Here is a 19,249-nt window from a genome sequence, read left to right on the forward strand (position 1 = left end):
CCCCTTGTGCGCGTCGGTGTACCGGACCGTGCTCCGCGGGCCGGCTCATGTCCAGATCCAGTGTGCCCCCGTCCGGGACCCTGCTCCGCCGGTGCAGTCTGCCCGCCCCCGCCGCCGAGCACCAGTGCACGCACCTCCGTTCCCCGCGGTGCCCGAAGCACTCGCGCGAATGCGCCCCCACAGCCGCGCCCCGGGCGCCCCCGGCAGGGGGACAAGACGTGGTACCAGGGTTGCCTTTGGGTCGCTCAAAGAGATGTTTATGCAGGTGAGGGGCGATTCTGGGGTGCATATGATCAGGGTGTCGGCCGCGCGGGACGCCGTCGGCGCTCAGCGTAAGGAGCCCTGTCGTGAGTACCCCCCAACAGCCCCCGAGCGGCGTCACCCTCGATGTCGACCACAGCGACCCCGGCTACCGCGACTGGCTGAAAGAGGCCGTGCGCAGGGTGCAGGCCGACGCCAACCGGTCGGCCGACACCCATCTGCTGCGCTTCCCGCTGCCCGAGCGGTGGAACGTCCACCTTTACCTCAAGGACGAGTCGACGCATCCGACCGGCAGCCTGAAGCACCGGCTTGCCCGCTCCCTCTTCCTTTACGGGTTGTGCAATGGCTGGATCCGTCCGGGCCGCCCGGTGATCGAGGCGTCCAGCGGTTCGACCGCCGTGTCGGAGGCCTACTTCGCGAAGCTGATCGGTGTGCCCTTCATCGCCGTCATGCCGCGCACGACGAGCGCCGAGAAGTGCCGCCTCATCGAGTTCCACGGCGGCCGGTGCCACTTCGTGGACGACCCCCGCACGATGTACGAGGCGTCGTCCGTCCTCGCGGCGGAGACCGGCGGCCACTACATGGACCAGTTCACCTACGCCGAGCGGGCCACGGACTGGCGGGGAAACAACAACATCGCCGAATCCATCTTCCGCCAACTGGAGTCGGAGCCGTTCCCGGTACCCGAGTGGATCGTCGCCACGGCCGGCACCGGCGGAACCTCGGCGACCCTCGCACGCTATGTCCACTACATGCAGTACGACACCCGTGTCTGTGTCGCCGATCCGGAGAACTCCTGCTTCTTCGAGGGCTGGACCACCGGCGATCCGGACGTCACCTGCGACAGCGGTTCCCGCATCGAGGGCATCGGCCGGCCCCGGATGGAACCGAGCTTCGTGCCAGGTGCCATCGACCGGATGATGAAGGTGCCCGACGCGGCCGCCGTCGCCGCCCTACGGGCCCTGGAGCGGGTCATCGGCCGCAAGGCGGGCGGCTCCACCGGCACCGGGCTGTGGAGCGCGCTGAGGATCGTCGCGGAGATGGTGGCCGAAGGGCGGCAGGGGAGCGTGGTGACGCTGCTCTGCGACCCGGGGGACCGCTACCTCGACAAGTACTACTCGGACGCGTGGCTGGCCGACCAGGGTCTGGAGATCGCCCCGCACACGGCGTCGATCGAGACGCTGCTGCGCACCGGGGCCTGGCCGCACTGACGGCTTTCGGGCGGTCCGAACGGCGGGGTCAGCCGTCCGCGGGATCCGCAGGGTCGTCGGGTTCCCCCGCCACGACCAGGTGCCGCAGATGCTCGGAGACCTCGAGGCGGGCCTCGGCCGGCAGCCCGGAGTCCGTCACCAGCGTGTCCACCTGGTCCAGAGACGCGAACGAACTCAGGCCCACCGTGCCCCACTTGGTGTGGTCGGCGACCACGACCACCTGCCGCGCCGACTGCACCAGACGCCGGTTGGTCTCGGCCTCCGCGAGGTTCGGCGTCGACAGCCCGGCCTCGACCGATATGCCGTGCACCCCCAGGAACAGCAGATCGAAGTGGAGCATCGCGATCGCCTGGTCGGCCACCGGCCCCACCAGCGAGTCCGACGGCGTGCGCACACCGCCGGTCAGCACGACGGTGGCCGCGCCCTGCCGGGGGCCCGAGGTGCGCTGCGCCGCGTGGAAGACGTCCGCCACCCGCACCGAGTTGGTGACCACCGTGAGGTCGGGTACCTCGAGCAGCCGGCCGGCCAGCGCGTACGTCGTCGTGCCGCCCGAGAGGGCGATCGCCGCCCCCGGGGCGACCAGTTCGGCCGCCGCCCGCGCGATGTCGTCCTTCGCGCTCAGCTCCAGACCCGACTTGGCCTCGAAACCGGGTTCGTGCGTGCTGGCCTCGACCAGCGGGACCGCGCCGCCGTGCACCTTCTCCAGGACGCCCTGCCGGGCCAGCGCGTCGAGGTCGCGGCGGACCGTCATGTCCGACACGCCGAGCTTGCGGGTCAGTTCGTTGACCCGGACTCCGCCGCGGCGCCGGACCTCGTCGAGGATCAGGGCGCGCCGCTGCTCCGCGAGGAGGTTCTGATTCTCGCTCACGTACGCTCCGGTCCTTTCGCCGCCCAGCCGTCCGACACGCCGCACACGCCCGGTCCGACCGGCACGTTCTTTCAGTCACCGGTGCGTCGGCGTCCCATCCTCGCATGCCGGTACAAGGGCGGCGCACCCGGCTGTTCGTCGCGGACATGCCACCGTTGTCCCGTGGATTCGTCCCGCGGGCCGCCCGAACCTCACCCGGATCGGGGAGATTCCGTGAGAACAGGTGCGAGCCGCTCCGGCAGGGGAGATCCTGTGCCCGCACGGACGGATCCGACGGCGTGTCACGGGGGAGGTGCGAAGCAGTGGAGCATGCGCGGGAACACGGACCGGCCGAGGGCGCGGGCGACCCGGCCGAGCGGGCCGGGGAAGCCGGAGCAGCCCTGGAACTCCTGGTCCACGGGGTGGGCGGCACCACCCCGCAGGAGATGCTGAACGATCCGCGCACGGTGCGGATCACGGGTGACGACATCGCCGCCGTGTTCCGGCGTGCCGACGACGCCGACGCGGAGCGCCGGCCCGCCGACCAGCGGGACGGCCCGGTCCCCGAGGCTTACGTCTGGTGCAACCTCACCTCCGGCAACGGCACCCGCGCCCTGTGGCTGTTGCTGCTGCCCTTCATGGTGGTCAACCTCGCCCACTGGATGCGCCCGACGGCCCGAGGCCGCAGAGGCAGACGCCTCGTGAAGCTGTACGGACTGCTGGTGCGGCTGGCCGGACTGAGCCTGACGGTGCTGCTCGTCGCGGCCGCCTGCGAGGTCGCCCTGGACCTCGCGGCCTGGCAGTGCGCGGGCACGCACGCGTGCGCCGCGCGGCACTCCTGGCTCGGCTTCCTGTCGCCCGAGGCCTCGGACGGCGGCTGGTGGAGCCTGCCGGGCCGCCGGCTCGCCCTCGCCGCCCTGGTGCCCACAGCCCTGACCGGGCTGCTGTGGTACCTGTCCCTGCGCACCTGGAGCGCGTACGAGTCCCAGCAGCCGATGGCCCACGAGATCGAGCCCGAGGGGCCCGAGGAGGAAGCCGGCCCCACCGCCCTGGGCCGGCCCGGCTTCTGGTACGGCCGTCGTCTGGTCGCCCGGCTGCGCGCCGCGCACACCGCCGCCGGACTGCTCACCGTCGCCGCCGCGGTCGGCAGCGCGGCTGCCCGTCACGACCGTGCTCCCGGCGGCCCCGCGGTGCTGGGTGTCCTCGGCCCGCTCCTCGAAGCGGCGCTGTTCGCCGGCGCGGCCGCCGTGGTGTGGGTGGTCTGCCGCCGCGGCCGCACCGACCGCCGGCTGGACGGCGAACTCGACACCCGCGTGGTGCGCCTGCTGCCCCTTGCCGCACTCGCCCTGCTCGTCCTGACCCTGGTGTACGCCGGATGGCAGCGCCCCGGCTGGGAGTCGGCGGGCCGGCTGTCCGGCGATGCGACCTTCGGAACCATCACCCTCGCCCAGGGCCTCCTCGTGATCGTGCTCGCCGGAGTCGCCCACGCCCTGCACCGAAGCGCCCCCGATCGGCGTGCCGCCATGCGGGGACTGGCCGGACCCGCGGTCGCGATGCTGGCCTGCGCACTGGGCGGCGTGATGTCCGGCGGCGTGGCCCAGCGGGTCTCCGACTGGCTGGACGGCACCGGGGCGTCGATTCCCGGGCCACCGGTGGTGCTCACCTGGCAGGCGTCCGTGATCCCGCCCCTGCTCGTCCTGCTGCTGGGGCTCTGCGGCTGGCTGGCCCGGCGGGCCTGGCGCATCGCCCGCGACGAGCGCGCCGCCGTGGCGCACGAGTTCCCGGGCGAGACCGGCGACCCCGCCCGTACCCGGCGGATCGCCTACGCCCGCACCATGGCCACCCTCACCGACCGGGCACCCCGCATCGTCGCCGTCACCTCCGCCGCGACCCTGCTGCTGGGCGCGGGCGCCCTCGTCGGCGCCCTGACCACCGACCGGACGCCCGGCCAGGCCGCAGAAGGCACCTACGCCGTGGTGCACGGCGCCGCCGAGACGGCGCAGGCACTGGGCTCCTGGCTGATCGGACTCGGCTTCATCCTGTTCGTCACCTGGGGCCGGCGCGCCTACAAGGACGCCTCCGCGCGGCGCACGATCGGCATCCTGTGGGATGTCGGCACCTTCTGGCCGCGCGCCGCCCACCCCTTCGCACCACCCTGCTACGCCGAACGGGCGGTGCCGGACCTGACCTGGCGGATCGAGACCTGGACGCGGTCCACCGGCGGACGGCTGGTGCTCTCCGGACACTCCCAGGGAAGCGTCCTCGCCGCCGCCGCGGCCTGGCAGCTCACCCCCGCCACCCGCAACCGCGTCGCACTGCTCACCTACGGGTCCCCGCTGGAACGGCTCTACGGCCGCTGGTTCCCGGCCCACTTCGGACCCGCCGCGCTCGGCGCCCTGCACCAGGAGGTCGACTGCTGGCGCAACCTCCACCGGCTCACCGACCCCATCGGCGGCCCGGTGCGGCTGCCCGGCGACCGCGGCCCCGAGGTGGACCGCCCTCCGCTGGGGGACCCCCTGGCGTACGGCCGCACCGAGGCCCACCCGCTGCCCGCGCCGATCCTCGGCCACTCCGACTACCAGGCGGACCCGGCCTTCGCCGAGGAACGCCGACGGCTGCTGGCCCGGCTGCGGCCGGAGGTTCCGGCACCGCGGCACACGGGAGAACCCGACGGCGGCGTCCGCAGCGGCTCCGGCGCGCCCACCGCGTGAGGTCCGCGCCGCGTGACGCGCGGCGGCGGGATCAGGGCAGCTCGGGCAGGTCGTCGGCGTAGAGCAGGGTCAGGTCGTCCGTATTCGGCTCCGGCAGCTGGGCGACCCGGCTCGCGTGCCGCTCCACCATCGCCTCGAACGTCTGCCGCGCGGTGCGGCCGTTGCCGAACGCGGGCCCCTTGGGGATCTCCGTGAAGTACTTCAGCAGCCCCTCCGAGGCACCCGCCGCCAGCCGGTACTCGTGCTCCTCGGCCTGCTGTTCCACGATGCGCAACAGCTCCTCGGACCCGTAGTCACCGAAGGTGATGGTCCGGGAGAAACGGGACGCCACCCCCGGGTTGACGGACAGGAACCGCTCCATCTCCGCCGTGTACCCCGCGACGATCACCACGACCGCGTCCCGGTGATCCTCCATCAGCTTCACCAGCGTGTCGATGGCCTCCTTGCCGAAGTCCCGCCCGGAGTCCTCGGGGGAGAGCGCGTACGCCTCGTCGATGAACAGCACACCGCCGCGCGCCTTCTCGAACGCCTCCTGGGTGCGGATCGCGGTGGAACCGATGTGCTCGCCGACCAGATCGACCCGGGAGACCTCGACCAGATGGCCCTTCTCCAACACGCCGAGGGAGGCGAGGATCTCGCCGTACAGGCGGGCGACCGTGGTCTTGCCGGTGCCGGGGGAGCCCGTGAACACCAGATGGCGCTTGACGGAGGCCGCTTTCAGCCCGGCCTGCTGCCGGCGCCGGCCCACCTCGATCATGTCGGTGAGGGCCCGCACCTCCCGTTTGACGCTCTCCAGGCCCACCAGCGCGTCGAGTTCACCGAGCACGGTCTTCGACGGCCGCAGCTCCTTCTCCGGTTCGGCAGCGGGGGCGGGCGGCGCCTGTCCGGCACGGGGCCCGGGAACGGCGCCCAGCAGACCGGGGGAGTGGGCCACGGTCTGCACGGCCGGTTCCGGTGCCGTCGGCGACGCGAGATGGCCGCTCTCGTCACTGGTGCAGTCCTCCACCACGGGACCGCCCGCCCCGGCCGCTCCGCCGCTCTCGGCGAACTCGTAACCACCGCGCGCGCAGCGCTCCGTGCGGCACTTCCGCAGTGTGGTCCGGCTGCCGTCTATCACGTGGAAGCCGTACCCGCCGCTGCCCGTGACCCGGCAGCCCAGGAAGCTGCCGCGGCCACCGGCCGAGACGTAGACACCGGCCTCGGCCGGGGAATCGATGGTGCAGCGTTCGACGGTCGGATCGGCTCCCTTGGTGACGATCACACCGGTCTGCATGCCGTCCAGGGTGCAGTTGCTGAGGGTGCCGCCGCTGCCGTGGTCCCGGAACCAGGCTCCCGTGGCCGCCTCCCGGATCCGGCAGTCGTCGAGCTGCGCGGTGGCGCCGTCGCTCACCGACACCGCGGTGTTGCGTACCTGCGACAGGTCGCTGTCGACCACGTCAGCGCGTGAACCGCGGTCGAGGACGAACAGGGCGTCCGGCACGTCGTGCACCCGGCAGGAGTCCAGTACGACGGTCGCGCCGTCACTCACCCACACCGCCGGATAGTCGCCGGTACTGTCGGAGATCTCGCACTGGTTGGCGTCCGCGCGGGTGCCCGGGTCCCACAACGACAGGCCGTTGCGGCCGAACTGCCGAACGACGGTGCGGGTCATGGTGAGGACGGAGCGGGAACGCAGATCGACCGCGTTCTCCGGGATGTCGTGGATACGGCAGTCGGCCAGTGTCAGTACCGCGTCGGTGTCGAGGGTGACACCGTCGCCGGTGGTGCGGTGCACCTCGCAGTCGGTGAGGTGCGCGGTCGCCCGGCCGGTCACCTGGACACCGCTGCCCCGCACCTCGTAGACCTCGCAACCCACCGCCTCCAGCGCCGAGTTCTCCCCGGTGGCGGTGAGTCCCGAGCCGGCCGTGTGGTGCACGCGGCAGCGCTCGAGCCGGGGGTGCGCGCCCCCGCGTACCGCGACGCCCGCCTGTCCGGCGGCGACGACCTCGCACTCCTCGAACACCCCGCCCCCGCCGTCGAGTACGGCGATGCCGACCCCCGCCGGGTTGTCGACCGTGCAGTGGCGGACCGTCGGCCGGGCGCTGCCGCGCACCTCTATGCCGACAGCCGACCGGGTGACCACCCGTACGTCCCGCAGTTCCGGAGTGCCCTCCTCTATCAGCAGGGCCGGCGCCGCGGAGTCCTGCCCCTCCACATGCAGGTCCTGGACCATCGCGGACGCGCGTACGGTCAGCGGGACCCCGTCCACGGGGGCGATGCGCACCGAGCCGGGCGAGCCCTCGGGTCCGCGCAGGGTCACCGCCCGCTCCACGACGAGGTTCTCCCGGTAGGTTCCGGGAGCGACGGTGAGGATGTCGCCCTCGGCCGCGGCCTCCAGGGCGGCGGCGAGCGACGTGTATTCACCTGTGCGGCGCCGCCATCGCGATGTGCCGGTGTGCGTCACCTGGACCGTGCCCTGTGCCATGGCGTAGCTGTGCCCCCACCTTGTCGTACGCGGGTTTGCCGTCGAATGCTCCGGCCGGACCACCGTAGCGTGCGCACGGCTGTCGCATTGACCAGAGGCACCAGGCCGTCAGCTTCCGGTGCCGGTCCTGCCCCAGTCGGGGCCCGCCCTCTCCCAGGCCCGGTCCAGGCGGACGTACCGGTGGTGGACCATGCGCCGGACGACCAGCCGTCTGACGCCCTCGATCGCAGCAGCCGTCAGCAGGGTCACGCCGAAGCCGGCGAGCACGGCGTGCGTCGTCGCCGTCACCGTGTCCATCGGCCGTGCTGTGATGCGGCCCCCGGCGTCGGTCCACAGGGGAAAGCGGTCGTCCGGCCGAGGGTCCTTCAGACGCGTCGACACCGGGCCGCTGTGCTCGGTGCCGTCGGAGGCGGTCCAGCGGGCGAGGACCCGGGTGCGCGGCTCCCCGCCGACGGAGCCCTCCGGGTCGACGCTCAGCGGGGAGGGGTCCAACTCGCGTATCACCGTGGCCCGCACATGGTGCCGGTTCTCGTGCTGTTCGCGCACGGAACGCTGCAGGACGTCCTCGGTGGCGCCCCCGGCGAGGACCCCGGCGACCGGGGCGGCGAGGACGACGAGCAACAGCGCCACGAGCCTCACCCAGCCCTCGGCCAGATCGGTCGGGCGGCACAGCGGGTTGTGCCGCCAGCGCCACAGTCCGCTGATCGCCCGCACCGGCCGCACCGCCCTCCCGCTTCCCTGATTCCCACCTCCGTGATAGCTCCCGACGGAACGGTTCGTGCGGGGTTCCGTGGAAGAGAGAGGCACATCACCCTTCGCCGGTGGACGCGGCCCACGCACGGGATCGAGCGGGCGGGGAGGTCAGGCGAGGACCGTGACCCGATCGCCGACCCGGATCGTGCCGGGGGAGAGGGGGACCAGATTCTGACCGAACACCAGCTTGTCGCCGAACCGGCGGTGCCGGCCGAGCGAATGCAGGGGCTCGCGGCCGCGCTCGGCGGTGCGCTGGTCGGTGGTCGTCACCACGCACCGTCCGCTGGGCTTGGCGACACGGAAGGCGACCTCGCCGACGGTGATGCGCGACCAGGAGTCCTCGGCCCAGGCGGTGGTCCCCCCGACCACGATGTTCGGCCGGAAGCGGCTCATGGGCAGGGGCCCCTCGCCCGCGTGGTCGCCCTCGGCGACGAGGACGTTGAGGGCGTCCAGGGACGCGGTGGTGGTGAGCAGCAGGGGGTAGTCGTCGGCGAGGCTGACGGTTTCGCCCGGCAGCGCGAACTCGGGATCGACCGGCCGCCGCGTGGCCGGGTCGTCCAGGTGCACCAGGCGTACGCCGATGCCGAGAAAGGCGCTGCACCAGGCGTGCACGGCGTCGTCGGCGGCCGGGACCACCTCGATGTCGTCGCGGAAGATCCGCACCCGCTCGGTGCGGCCCGAAGGAGGGACGGGCACCGTGACGGGATCCGCTCCGGGCGCGGACAGCCGGAGACCGCCGCCGGGCAGGAGGTCGGCGGCGGCCAGGGCGAGGCGTGGATGACCGCGTTGGGTGACGACCCTCCCCCCGTCGTCGATCAGCATCCAGCGCCGGTCCCCGGCCGGCCCCCAGGGCTCCACGGAGACCTCCCGGAGGGACAGGCTGCGGAAAGCCTTGACCGGATGTACGTGAATCGAGTGCAGCAGTGCGGTCCCCATGGAGTCGTCGGGCCGGCCGACGGCGACGGCTCCATGGGGCAGGGCGGCCCGCGGAACGGCTCCGTGCCCGGGGATCAGTAGCCGCGGTACTGCTGGTTGTTGTACGGATCCTGGTACGGGGCGGGCGCCGGCCGCGGGGTCGCGGGGCGCATCGCCTCGTAGCCCGAGCCGGGAGCGGCCGGACGCGGCGGCTGCGACTGGGGCTGGGGATAGCCGCGCGGCGCGGTCGCCTGCTGCGGGATGTACGCGGTGGCCTGCTGCGGGACGTGCGGCGCGTGCGCCTGCTGGAGCGGGGCCGGCTGCTGCGCCTGCGGGTAACCGTAGGCGGGCTGGGAGGGGGCCGCCGGGAGGGCGGGCAACGCCGAGGGAAGTGCAGGGAGATGGCTGCCCGGCACGTCGTAGGCGGAGGGGACCCGGATCGGGGCGATCTGCGGGGTGCCCCGCTCGGCCACGAGCGAGTCGTAGATCGGGGTGTCCGGGAAGGAGGCGGAGTAGTAGCCGCCGCCATAAGTGGAGCGGGGGGAGGTCATGGCCATAAGTTAAGCCCACGATGTGCTGGTTGGGGAGACCGATAAGAGGGTTGTTTTCCGTGTCCTCAACGACCAGGGATCACTAAAACGGGCGAACTTGGAGGAAGTGGCTGTTACTTCGGGTGACCTTCTGGTAAAAGCCGAGTTCCGGGCGGGTTACCGGCTGGTCGTCACTTCTCCGCGCATGCCCCGTGGGACTTCCCTCGCGCGGGCACTAGGTTGGGCGAACGAGATCCGACGGACGCCGGGTGTGACCTGGCGAGGTGACACGTGATGGGGGCGGGCATGTCGATGTCGAAGGGATCGAACACACCGGTGCCGACCGCGGCACTCAGGGTGGAACTGGGGTGGCGCCCGGGCCCCGGCGTCCCCGACGCGGACGCCTCCGCGCTGCTGCTGGCCGGCGGCAAGGTCCGCTCCGACGGCGACTTCGTCTTCTACAACCAACCCGCCCACTCCTCCGGAGCCGTCCGGCACGAGGGCAAGCGGAGCGCCGGCGGCCAGGTGACCGACACCCTTCTCGTCGATCTCACGCGCGTGGAGCCCGGTGTCGAGACCGTGATCCTCGCGGCCTCCTCCGACGGTGGCACCTTCGGCCGGATCCCCGACCTGTACATCGAGGTCAGGGACGCCGCGCAGGGCACCGTCGCGGCCCGGTTCGACAGCATGGGCGCGACCAGCGAGAGCGCCTTCGTGCTCGGCGAGTTCTACCGCCGTCAGGGAGCCTGGAAGTTCCGCGCGGTGGGGCAGGGCTACAGCAACGGACTCGAGGGCCTGGCCACCGACTACGGCATCACCGTGGACGAGCCGCAGCACGCCGCCCCCGCCCCGCCTTCGACGCCCCCGGCCGTCACGCCTCCTCCGGCCCCCGCGGCCCGGCCCCTCACCCCGCCCGCGCCCACCACGTCGCCGGCGCCGGTCCGGCTCACCAAGGTGACGCTCACCAAGGAGGCCCCGGCCGTCTCGCTGACCAAACAGGGCGGAACCTCGGGTGTCCTCCGGGAGAACCTCAACTGGCAGGTGCGCAAACAGTTCTCCGGCTGGGCGGGCAAGCTGGGCCGCCCGGTCGCCATGCACTCCGACCTCGACCTCGACCTGTGCGCCCTGTACGAACTCACCGACGGCAGCAAGGGAGTCGTCCAGGCCCTGGGCAACGCCTTCGGATCCCTGCGGCGGCCCCCGTTCATCCACCTGGACGGCGACGACCGCACCGGCGCCGTCGCGTCCGGCGAGAACCTCACCGTCAACCTCGACCACCAGCAGTACTTCCGGCGCGTCCTCGTCTTCGTCACCATCTACGAGGGCGCCCGCTCCTTCGCCGACCTGCACGCCACGGTCACCCTCCAGCCGCAGCACGGCGCCCCGGTCGACTTCTCGCTCGACGAGTGCACCGTCCCCTCCACGGTGTGCGCCCTCGCCCTCATCACCAACACCGGTGGTGACCTCGTCGTCCAGCGCGAGGCCCGCTATCTGGTGCCCGAGCGGGGAGTGAGCCCCCAGCGCACCGTCGACCGCGCCTACGGATGGGGCATGAACTGGACCCCGGGCCGCAAGTGACCCTCGACGACCGGCCGGCTCAGCCCTCCTCGGGCAGCGCGCCCGGACGCGGGTAGGTGCGGCCCTTCCAGGCCGCACCCCGCCCGCGGTGGTGCCGCACCGCCGAATCGACCGTCATCAGGAGGTACAGGAACGCGGTGAACGGCAACAGGGGAGCGAGCCACAGCGGTTGCCGGTAGTAGCGGAGCATCGGGACGTACGTTCCCGTCATCACCAGCCAGGCCGCCGCACCGACGGCCACGGCCCCCCGGTCCCCGGCCGCCAGTCCCGCGACGACGGCCACCGGCGGCACCAGGTACACCAGCGCCAGCCCCACGACCGTCACGGCCAGCAGCACCGGGCTGTGCCGCAGTTGCGCGTACGCGCTGCGCGACACCATGCGCCACAGGTCGTCCAGCCGCGGATACGGGCGCACACTGTCCACCCGGTCCGCCAGCCCCAGCCAGACCCGTCCGCCGCCGGCCTTGACCGCCCGCGCCAGGGCCACGTCGTCGATGACGGCCTGTCGGATGGCGTCGGGGATCCGCGCCCGCTCGGCCGCCTCGGCGCGCAGCAGTACACAGCCCCCGGCCGCCGCGGCCGTCCGCGTTCCGTTCCGCCGGATCCGGCGGAACGGATACAACTGCGCGAAGAAGTACACGAACGCCGGTACGACCAGCCGCTCCCAGACGCTCTCCACGCGCAGCCGCGCCATCTGCGAGACGACGTCGAACCCCCCGGTACGGGCCGCCGCGACCAGCCGGCGCAGGCTGTCGGGCGCGTGCGCGATGTCGGCGTCCGTCAACAGCAGGTACTCGGGCGCCCGCGCGCGTGCCAGCTCGATGCCGTGCCGCACCGCCCAGAGCTTGCCGGTCCAGCCGGCCGGCGGCTCACCGGGCGAGCCCACGGTCAGCGGCAGGCCCCCGGGCCGGCCCGCCAGCTCACGCGCGAGTTCCCCGGTGCCGTCCGTGCTTCCGTCGTCGACCAGGAAGACCTCCGCCCGCCCGGGGTAGTCCTGGGCGAGCAGCGACGGCAGGCTCGCGGGCAGCACCGCCGCCTCGTCACGCGCGGGGACCACCACGCACACCGACGGCCACGCCTCGGGCTCCCGCCGGGACGGCAGCCGGACATCCGTACGCCAGAAGAAGCCCTGGAAGAGCAGCAGCCACAGCCAGGCGGCGAGGGACACGGCGGCGGTCCACACTACGGCGCTCACGTGCGCAGTCTGCCCCACGGAAGCGGCCGGAAGCGGCTCATCGTCTATCGTGGCCGGGTGAAGATCGCGCTCATGGACTCCGGAATCGGCCTGCTCGCGGCCACCGCAGCGGTACGGCGCCTGCGCCCCGACGCCGATCTCGTCCTCTCCCTCGACCCCGACGGCATGCCCTGGGGCCCCAGGACTCCCCAGGACCTCACCGCCCGCGCCCTGGCCGTCGCCGAGGCGGCTGCCGCACGGCGGCCCGACGCCCTGATCGTCGGCTGCAACACCGCCACCGTGCACGCCCTCACCGCCCTGCGCGACCGCCTCGAACCGGTCCTGCCCGTCATCGGCACCGTCCCGGCGATCAAGCCGGCGGCCGCCGGCGGCGGGCCGTTCGCCATCTGGGCCACCCCGGCGACGACCGGCAGCCCGTACCAGCGGAATCTGATCCGGGACTTCGCCGACGGCGTGACCGTCACCGAGGTGCCCTGCTGGGGTCTTGCGGAGGCCGTGGAGCGCGCGGACGAGAACGCGATCGACGCGGCCGTCGCCGCCGCCGCCGCACTCACCCCGGAGGACGTGACGACCGTCGTCCTGGGCTGCACCCATTACGAACTGGTCGCCGAACGCATCCGGGCCGCCGTGCGGCGCCCCGGCCGGCCGCCACTGGTCCTGCACGGCTCCGCCGGAGCGGTCGCCGCCCAGGCCATGCGCCGGGTCGGTGAACGGCCTGCCCCCGAGGCCCCGGCGACCGGCACCCTCACGGTGTTGCTGAGCGGCCGCGAGGGCACGCTTCCGCCGGCCGCCCTCGCCTACGCGGAAGGCCGGCTGCTGCAGGCGGTCACCCCCGCCGGGTGAGACCGTCGAGGGACCGGTTCACGCCCGGTCGGCGCAGTGACGCCGTGCGACCCCGTACCCACACGGCGAAACCGAAGTAGCCTCAAGCGCATGAGGGACCACCCCCGCAGTGCCCACCCCCCGTACCCCCATGTCTGGACCGGCCGCGCGACCAACCGCATGCAGTGGCTCCTGGCGCTCGTCGGTGTCGCCTGCATGACGCTCGGCATCGTGCTGGCCGTCGACTCGACGTGGACGACCGGCGTCGCGCCGTTGGTCATGGCAGTCGTCGGGTGCATCGCCGCCGGGCTGCTGGTCCTGTTCGGCACGCTCGCCTTCGTGCACGTCGCGCTGCGTGTCGACGAGGACCACCTCGAGGTGCGCTGCGGTCACATGGGCGTGCCGCGCCGCCGCATCCCGCTGTCGCACGTCGCCGGAGCCGAGTTCGTACCGCACGTCACCCCGCGGCACTGGGGCGGCTGGGGCTATCGCTGGCGGCCCGAGAAGGGCACGGCGGTCGTCGTGCGCCGCGGTGAGGGCCTCGTCCTGAGCCTGTGGGACGGACACACCTTCACGATCACCGTGGACGACGCGGAGGCAGCGGTACGCGTCATCCGCGACCGCCTGCACCCGCACCGGCCGGGCCCGGTCCACTGACCTGCCGGGGGAGAGCGGTCACCGCGATCCCCTCGGTCGGCAGACGCAGCGCGAACCGTGCCGCCCGGTGGCCAGGCCCCGGCCGGGCCGTGCTCCGCAGCCGGGCGATCGTGCGGTCGGCGCCCAGGTCACGCGCCGTAGACTCTCCGGGTGACCGTCACCGCAACCTCCGTCGGCGAGTCGGCCCCGATGCCGCCGCAGACCGCGCCCAGGGCGTGGTCCAGGCGGCTCGCGCGCCTCGTTCCGGCCGTAGCGGCAGCACTCTCCGGGCTGCTCCTGTACATCAGCTTCCCGCCGCGCACCTTGTGGTGGCTGGCGCTGCCCGCCTTCGCCGTCTTCGGCTGGGTGCTGCGCGGGCGCGGCTGGAAGGCCGGGCTCGGCCTCGGCCATCTCTTCGGGCTGGGCTTCCTCCTGCCGCTCCTGGTCTGGACGGGCGTGGAGGTCGGACCCGGTCCGTGGATCGCCCTCGCCGTGATCGAGGCGCTCTTCGTCGCGCTGGTCGGCGCGGGTGTCGCCGCGGTGTCGAAGCTGCCCGGGTGGCCGGTGTGGGCCGCCGCGCTGTGGATCGCCGGTGAGGCGGCACGTGCGCGTGTGCCGTTCCACGGGTTCCCCTGGGGCAAGATCGCGTTCGGGCAGGCGGACGGCGTCTTCCTGCCGCTCGCCGCGCTGGGCGGGACCCCGGTGCTCGGCTTCGCGGTCGTGCTGTGCGGCTTCGGCCTGTACGAGATCGTGCGGGTGGCTGTGGACGCCCGCCGTACCGGGACCGTGCGGCGCGTCACGGCGGCCGTCGGCGCGCTGAGCGTGGCGGTGCCGGCCGTGGCCGCGGTGGCCGCCCGGCCGCTGGTGAGCGACACGGCCGAGACCGGTACGGCGACCGTCGCGGTCGTCCAGGGCAATGTGCCGCGGCTGGGGCTCGACTTCAACTCGCAGCGGCGGGCCGTTCTCGACCACCACGCGCGCGAGACGGAACGCCTGGCCGCGGAGGTCGACGCGGGCCGGGTGGAGCGGCCCGACATCGTGCTGTGGCCGGAGAACTCCTCCGACATCGACCCCTTCGCCAACGCCGACGCGTACGCCGTGATCGACCGGGCGGCCAAGGCGATCGGCGTGCCCGTCTCGGTCGGCGCCGTGGTGGTGGGCAAGGACGGCAGGCTGCTCAACGAGCAGGTCCTCTGGGACCCGGTGAAGGGCCCCGTCGACACCTACGACAAGCGGCAGATCCAGCCGTTCGGCGAATACCTTCCGCTGCGCTCCCTGGTCGGGGCGATCAACGACGACTGGACGTCGATGGTCCGCCAGGACTTCAGCCGGGGCACCGAACCGGGCGTGTTCACCATGGCCGGGGCCGGGGTCGGCCTTGTCACCTGCTACGAGGCGGCCTTCGACTGGGCGGTGCGCGACACCGTCAAGGACGGCGCCCAGCTGATCTCCGTACCCAGCAACAACGCGACCTTCGGCCGCAGCGAGATGACCTACCAGCAGCTCGCCATGTCCCGGGTCCGCGCCGTCGAGCACAGCCGTACCGTCACCGTACCGGTGACCAGCGGGGTGAGTGCGATCATCATGCCGGACGGGACGGTCAGCCAGAAGACCGGCATGTTCGTCGCCGACTCCCTGGTGCAGGAGGTGCCGCTGCGCTCCTCGCAGACCCCCGCCACCCGCCTCGGCGTCCTCCCGGAGACCGCTCTCGTCCTGGTCGCCGCGGGCGGCCTGGGGTGGGCCGTGGCCGCCGGTGTGCGCGGGCGGCGCGCCGGTGGCGCGTAGTCGTACGCCCGGCACACACGCCCTGAAGCGCCGCGGAGCGGCCCGACCCGCCCGTTAAGGTCACGGCATGGCTACTCCTGACTTCATCAGCACCCTGCGCGCCTCCGCCGGCCACCAGTTGCTCTGGCTCCCCGGGGTCACCGCCCTCGTCTTCGACGACGAGGGCAGAGTGCTGCTGAACCGCCGGTCCGACACCCGTAAGTGGTCGGTGATCGGCGGCATCCCCGACCCGGGGGAGCAGCCCGCGGCCTGTGCCGTGCGCGAGGTCGAGGAGGAGACCGCGGTGCACTGCGTCGTCGAGCGCGTCGTCCTGGTTCAGGCGCTGAACCCGGTGACCTACGACAACGGAGACATCTGCCAGTACATGGACATCACGTTCCGCTGCCGGGCCGTCGGCGGTGAGGCACGGGTCAACGACGACGAGTCGCTGGACGTCGGCTGGTTCGCCGTGGACGCGCTGCCGGATCTCAACGAGTTCGGGCGCTTCCGGATCAAGCAAGCCATGGCCGATGCACCCACATGGTTCGACTCCACTGGTTCCGGCTGAACTGTGGGGCGTCACCATATGGGGCGAGGCGGGGGCGCTGCCTAGGGTCGGGACATGACCGCGCCCCACGCCCGCCGCGCTCGCCGTGTTCCCCATGTTCCCCCGCTCGACCTCGGTGGCCGTACCGCTCTGGTCACCGGCGCCGCCGGCGGTATCGGCCGCGCCTGCACGCTGCGGCTCGCGGCCGCCGGGGCCGAGGTGAGAGCCGTCGACCGGGACGCCGCCGGCCTGCAGGAGCTGGCCGAGCAGGCCCGGGGCCTCGGGGGCGGCGTCGAGCCGCACGTTCTCGACCTCATGGACCTGGACGCCGCCGAACTCGTCGCCGTGGGCACGGACGTGCTGGTCAACAATGCCGGACTGCAACTGGTACGGCCGATCGAGGACTTCCCGCCGGAGGTGTTCCACACGGTGCTCACCGTGATGCTGGAGGCGCCGTTCCGGCTCATCCGCGGAGCCCTGCCCCATATGTACGGACAGGGCTGGGGCCGCATCGTCAATGTGTCCTCGGTCCACGGGCTGCGTGCCTCGGCATACAAGTCCGCCTATGTGGCCGCCAAACACGGTCTTGAGGGGCTGTCCAAGACCACCGCCCTCGAAGGCGCACCCCACGGTGTCACCTCGAACTGTGTGAACCCCGGCTATGTGCGCACCCCGCTGGTCGAGCGGCAGATAGCCGACCAGGCCCGTGCGCACGGCATCCCCGAGGAGCAGGTCGTGGCCACGGTCATGCTGCGGGACAGCGCGGTCAAACGGCTCATCGAACCGGAGGAGATCGCCGAGGCGGTGGCGTATCTGTGCGCCCCGCAGGCGTCCTTCGTGACCGGCACCTCGCTGGTACTGGACGGTGGCTGGACCGCGCACTGAGCCACCGTCCGGACCCACCGGCCGAGTTGTCCACAGGCCTGACGGGGCGGCCGCGGGATGAGGAATCCTGAGGCCATGTCCCGCGATCACGTGCAGTCCACCGAGCCCCCGGTTCCCGGTCCGACAGTGCCGGGCCGGGCCCGTTCTGACGACCGTTCTGCGTACGGCAGTGCCGAGACGCCGTTCCTGGAACTCCTGGCCCGGGGCGCGTCCGCCGAGGCCTACGAGCAGCCGGTGCTCCTGGCCCGCGCCGAGGGACTGCCCGCCGAGCGGATCGCCGCCCTCGAACAGGCCAGGCGGCTCGCCCTGCGCGTCCGCTCCGACCTGGAGGGGCGGCGCCGCAGGGAGGCCGAGTTGTCCGCGCTCTTCGAGACCGCGCACGACCTGGCCGGACTGCGCGACCTGGACGCCGTGCTCCGGGCGATCGTGCAGCGCGCCCGCTCGCTGCTCGGCACCGACGTCGCCTACCTCAGCCTGAACGACCCGGCCCGGGGCGACACCTACATGCGGGTCACCGAGGGCTCGGTCGCGGCCCGCTTCCAGCAGTTGCGCCTCGGCATGGGCGAGGGCCTGGGCGGCCTGGTCGCCCAGACCGCCCGCCCCTATGTGACCGACGACTACTTCCGCGACGACCGCTTCGAGCACACCCTCTCCATCGACACCGGCGTGCGGGACGAGGGACTGGTGGCCATCCTCGGGGTTCCCCTCATGCTCGGGCACACCGTCATCGGCGTGCTGTTCGCCGCGGACCGGCGGGCCCGGGTCTTCGAGCGGGAACAGGTCGCCCTGGTCGGCTCCTTCGCCGCGCTCGCCGCGGCGGCCATCGACACCGCGAACCTGCTCGCCGAGACCCGCTCGGCCCTCGCCGACCTGGAGCGCGCCAACGAGATCATCCAGGAGCACAGCGGGGTCATCGAACGCGCCTCCGACGTCCACGACCGGCTCGCCGAACTCGTCCTGCGCGGCGGCGGAGTCCATGACGTGGCCGCCGCCGTCTCCCAGGTCCTGGACGGCACCGTCGAGTTCACCGAGGCCGCCAACGCCCCGGCCCAGGCCATCGAGGCGTCCCGTGCGGAAGGACACGCGGTACGGCACGGCCGCGACTGGATCGCCGCCGTGGCCGCGGGCGACGAACTCCTCGGCGCCCTCGTGCTGCGCGGCCACCCCGGCCTGGACCCCGTCGACCAGCGCACTCTGGAGCGCGCCGCCATGGTCACCTCGCTCCTGCTGCTCGCCCGCCGCTCCGCCGCCGAGGCGGAGCAGCGCGTCCGCGGCGAACTGCTCGACCACCTGCTCGACGCCCGCGACCGCGACCCGCGCCTGCTGCGCGAGCGCGCGGCCCGGCTGCACGCCGACCTCGACGCGACGCATGCCGTACTCAGCGCCCGCCTGGAGGGCGCCGCAGCCGACGCCGACGAGGAGGCGGAGGCCCGTCGGCGCCTGTGGGCCGCGGCGTCGCACCTCGCGGCGACCCGCCACGGTCTCGCCTCCGCGCGTGACGGCGGTGCCGTCCTGCTGCTGCCCCTGGCCCCCGGTGACACCGCCACCGACCTGGCCCGTCGTACCGCCCGGCACCTGGGAACGGCCGTGCACGAGCCGGTCACCGTCGGCGCGTCCGCCCCGGTCGAGCACCTCACCGCCCGCCCCGACACCGTGGCGGCGGCCTACGCGGAGGCCCGGCGCTGTCTCGACGCCCTGCGCGTGCTGGGCCGCTCCGGCGACGGTGCCGCCGCCGAGGACTTCGGTTTCCTGGGGCTGCTCCTGGCCGGGGAGCGGGACATCGCGGGCTTCGTCGACCGCACCCTCGGTCCGGTCGTCGCGTACGACGAACGACGCGGCACCGAACTGCTGCGCACCCTCGACACGTACTTCGCCTGCGGTATGAGCCCTGCCCGTACCAAGGACGACCTGCACGTGCACGTGAACACGGTCGCCCAGCGCCTGGAGCGCGTCGGCCGCCTGCTGGGCGACGACTGGCAGAGCCCGGCCCGCACCCTGGAGATCCAGCTGGCCCTGCGCCTGTACCGGTTCTCGGCACCGGCGGACCCGTCGGCACCCGGACGGAGCTGACGGGCGGACCTCTCGCGTGTTACTTGTCGGTACGGAATGATGCCGGGCAACCATCCGTAC

General features: G+C 73.0%; 15 protein-coding genes. 9 read left to right on the forward strand and 6 right to left on the reverse strand.

Translation table 11 applies throughout. The features are described 5' to 3' along the window. Positions 1-347 precede the first annotated feature (347 nt). Positions 348-1,472, forward strand: coding sequence for an L-cysteine desulfhydrase Cds1 (cds1, locus tag AC6F7H_RS30400; protein WP_500760730.1), 1,125 nt, complete (start codon positions 348-350; stop codon positions 1,470-1,472). Positions 1,473-1,500: 28 nt separating this feature from the next. Here the strand turns inward: cds1 and AC6F7H_RS30405 are convergent, their stop codons facing one another. Further along, entirely contained in the window at positions 1,501-2,340 is an 840-nt protein-coding gene (locus tag AC6F7H_RS30405) for a DeoR/GlpR family DNA-binding transcription regulator (RefSeq protein WP_500760734.1), read from the reverse strand. A gap of 425 nt (positions 2,341-2,765) precedes the next feature. Here AC6F7H_RS30405 and AC6F7H_RS30410 point away from each other — a divergent pair, with 425 nt between their 5' ends. Continuing rightward, a complete protein-coding gene (locus tag AC6F7H_RS30410; protein WP_500762144.1) occupies positions 2,766-5,030 on the forward strand; it encodes a hypothetical protein in 2,265 nt (754 codons plus the stop codon). Between the two features lie 31 nt (positions 5,031-5,061). Here AC6F7H_RS30410 and AC6F7H_RS30415 read toward each other — a convergent pair whose 3' ends face one another. From AC6F7H_RS30415 to AC6F7H_RS30430, 4 genes are all read right to left on the reverse strand, one after another. Continuing rightward, positions 5,062-7,494: a right-handed parallel beta-helix repeat-containing protein gene (locus tag AC6F7H_RS30415; protein ID WP_500760737.1), complete on the reverse strand. Its 2,433-nt coding sequence runs from the start codon at positions 7,492-7,494 to the stop codon at positions 5,062-5,064. Positions 7,495-7,602: 108 nt separating this feature from the next. After that, complete coding sequence (locus AC6F7H_RS30420) at positions 7,603-8,208, reverse strand: Rv1733c family protein (RefSeq protein ID WP_500760740.1); 606 nt, start codon at positions 8,206-8,208, stop codon at positions 7,603-7,605. A 147-nt stretch (positions 8,209-8,355) separates the two neighbouring features. Beyond that, entirely contained in the window at positions 8,356-9,183 is an 828-nt protein-coding gene (locus AC6F7H_RS30425) for an MOSC domain-containing protein (protein ID WP_500760744.1), read from the reverse strand. Positions 9,184-9,257: 74 nt separating this feature from the next. Then, entirely contained in the window at positions 9,258-9,713 is a 456-nt protein-coding gene (locus AC6F7H_RS30430; protein ID WP_500760746.1) for a DUF6643 family protein, read from the reverse strand. Between the two features lie 291 nt (positions 9,714-10,004). Between AC6F7H_RS30430 and AC6F7H_RS30435 the strand changes: the two genes are divergently transcribed. Next, positions 10,005-11,270: a TerD family protein gene (locus AC6F7H_RS30435; RefSeq protein WP_500762146.1), complete on the forward strand. Its 1,266-nt coding sequence runs from the start codon at positions 10,005-10,007 to the stop codon at positions 11,268-11,270. 19 nt (positions 11,271-11,289) lie between these two features. On the opposite strand, the gene AC6F7H_RS30440 is transcribed toward AC6F7H_RS30435, so the two are convergent. Further along, positions 11,290-12,483, reverse strand: coding sequence for a glycosyltransferase (locus AC6F7H_RS30440; protein WP_500760749.1), 1,194 nt, complete (start codon positions 12,481-12,483; stop codon positions 11,290-11,292). A 39-nt stretch (positions 12,484-12,522) separates the two neighbouring features. Here AC6F7H_RS30440 and AC6F7H_RS30445 point away from each other — a divergent pair, with 39 nt between their 5' ends. The 6 genes from AC6F7H_RS30445 (at position 12,523) to AC6F7H_RS30470 (ending at position 19,189) form a co-directional block, all read left to right on the forward strand. Continuing rightward, positions 12,523-13,308 (forward strand): glutamate racemase, encoded by a 786-nt coding sequence (locus AC6F7H_RS30445; RefSeq protein ID WP_500760751.1) that lies wholly within the window; start codon positions 12,523-12,525, stop codon positions 13,306-13,308. A 90-nt stretch (positions 13,309-13,398) separates the two neighbouring features. Further along, positions 13,399-13,944, forward strand: coding sequence for a phage holin family protein (locus AC6F7H_RS30450; RefSeq protein WP_500760754.1), 546 nt, complete (start codon positions 13,399-13,401; stop codon positions 13,942-13,944). A 150-nt stretch (positions 13,945-14,094) separates the two neighbouring features. Further along, entirely contained in the window at positions 14,095-15,708 is a 1,614-nt protein-coding gene (lnt, locus tag AC6F7H_RS30455; protein WP_500760755.1) for an apolipoprotein N-acyltransferase, read from the forward strand. 67 nt (positions 15,709-15,775) lie between these two features. Next, the gene (locus AC6F7H_RS30460) at positions 15,776-16,255 is read left to right on the forward strand and encodes an NUDIX hydrolase (RefSeq protein ID WP_500760757.1); all 480 of its coding nucleotides are present in this window, start codon (positions 15,776-15,778) and stop codon (positions 16,253-16,255) included. 54 nt (positions 16,256-16,309) lie between these two features. Continuing rightward, on the forward strand, positions 16,310-17,119 hold the full coding sequence (locus tag AC6F7H_RS30465) for a 3-hydroxybutyrate dehydrogenase (RefSeq protein ID WP_500760760.1): 810 nt from the start codon (positions 16,310-16,312) through the stop codon (positions 17,117-17,119). Positions 17,120-17,194: 75 nt separating this feature from the next. Beyond that, a complete protein-coding gene (locus AC6F7H_RS30470; RefSeq protein ID WP_500760763.1) occupies positions 17,195-19,189 on the forward strand; it encodes a helix-turn-helix domain-containing protein in 1,995 nt (664 codons plus the stop codon). Positions 19,190-19,249: the final 60 nt, after the last annotated feature.

It is taken from the genome of Streptomyces sp. MMS24-W38, from assembly GCF_059889265.1.

Coding starts and splice junctions, on each gene's coding strand:
- AC6F7H_RS30410 (WP_500762144.1), top strand. CDS start 2,766: ATGCTGAACGATCCGCGCACGGTGCGGATCACGGGTGACGACATCGCC.
- AC6F7H_RS30415 (WP_500760737.1), bottom strand. CDS start 7,494: ATGGCACAGGGCACGGTCCAGGTGACGCACACCGGCACATCGCGATGG.
- AC6F7H_RS30425 (WP_500760744.1), bottom strand. CDS start 9,183: ATGGGGACCGCACTGCTGCACTCGATTCACGTACATCCGGTCAAGGCT.
- AC6F7H_RS30430 (WP_500760746.1), bottom strand. CDS start 9,713: ATGACCTCCCCCCGCTCCACTTATGGCGGCGGCTACTACTCCGCCTCC.
- AC6F7H_RS30435 (WP_500762146.1), top strand. CDS start 10,005: ATGTCGAAGGGATCGAACACACCGGTGCCGACCGCGGCACTCAGGGTG.
- AC6F7H_RS30450 (WP_500760754.1), top strand. CDS start 13,399: ATGAGGGACCACCCCCGCAGTGCCCACCCCCCGTACCCCCATGTCTGG.
- AC6F7H_RS30460 (WP_500760757.1), top strand. CDS start 15,776: ATGGCTACTCCTGACTTCATCAGCACCCTGCGCGCCTCCGCCGGCCAC.
- AC6F7H_RS30465 (WP_500760760.1), top strand. CDS start 16,310: ATGACCGCGCCCCACGCCCGCCGCGCTCGCCGTGTTCCCCATGTTCCC.
- AC6F7H_RS30470 (WP_500760763.1), top strand. CDS start 17,195: ATGTCCCGCGATCACGTGCAGTCCACCGAGCCCCCGGTTCCCGGTCCG.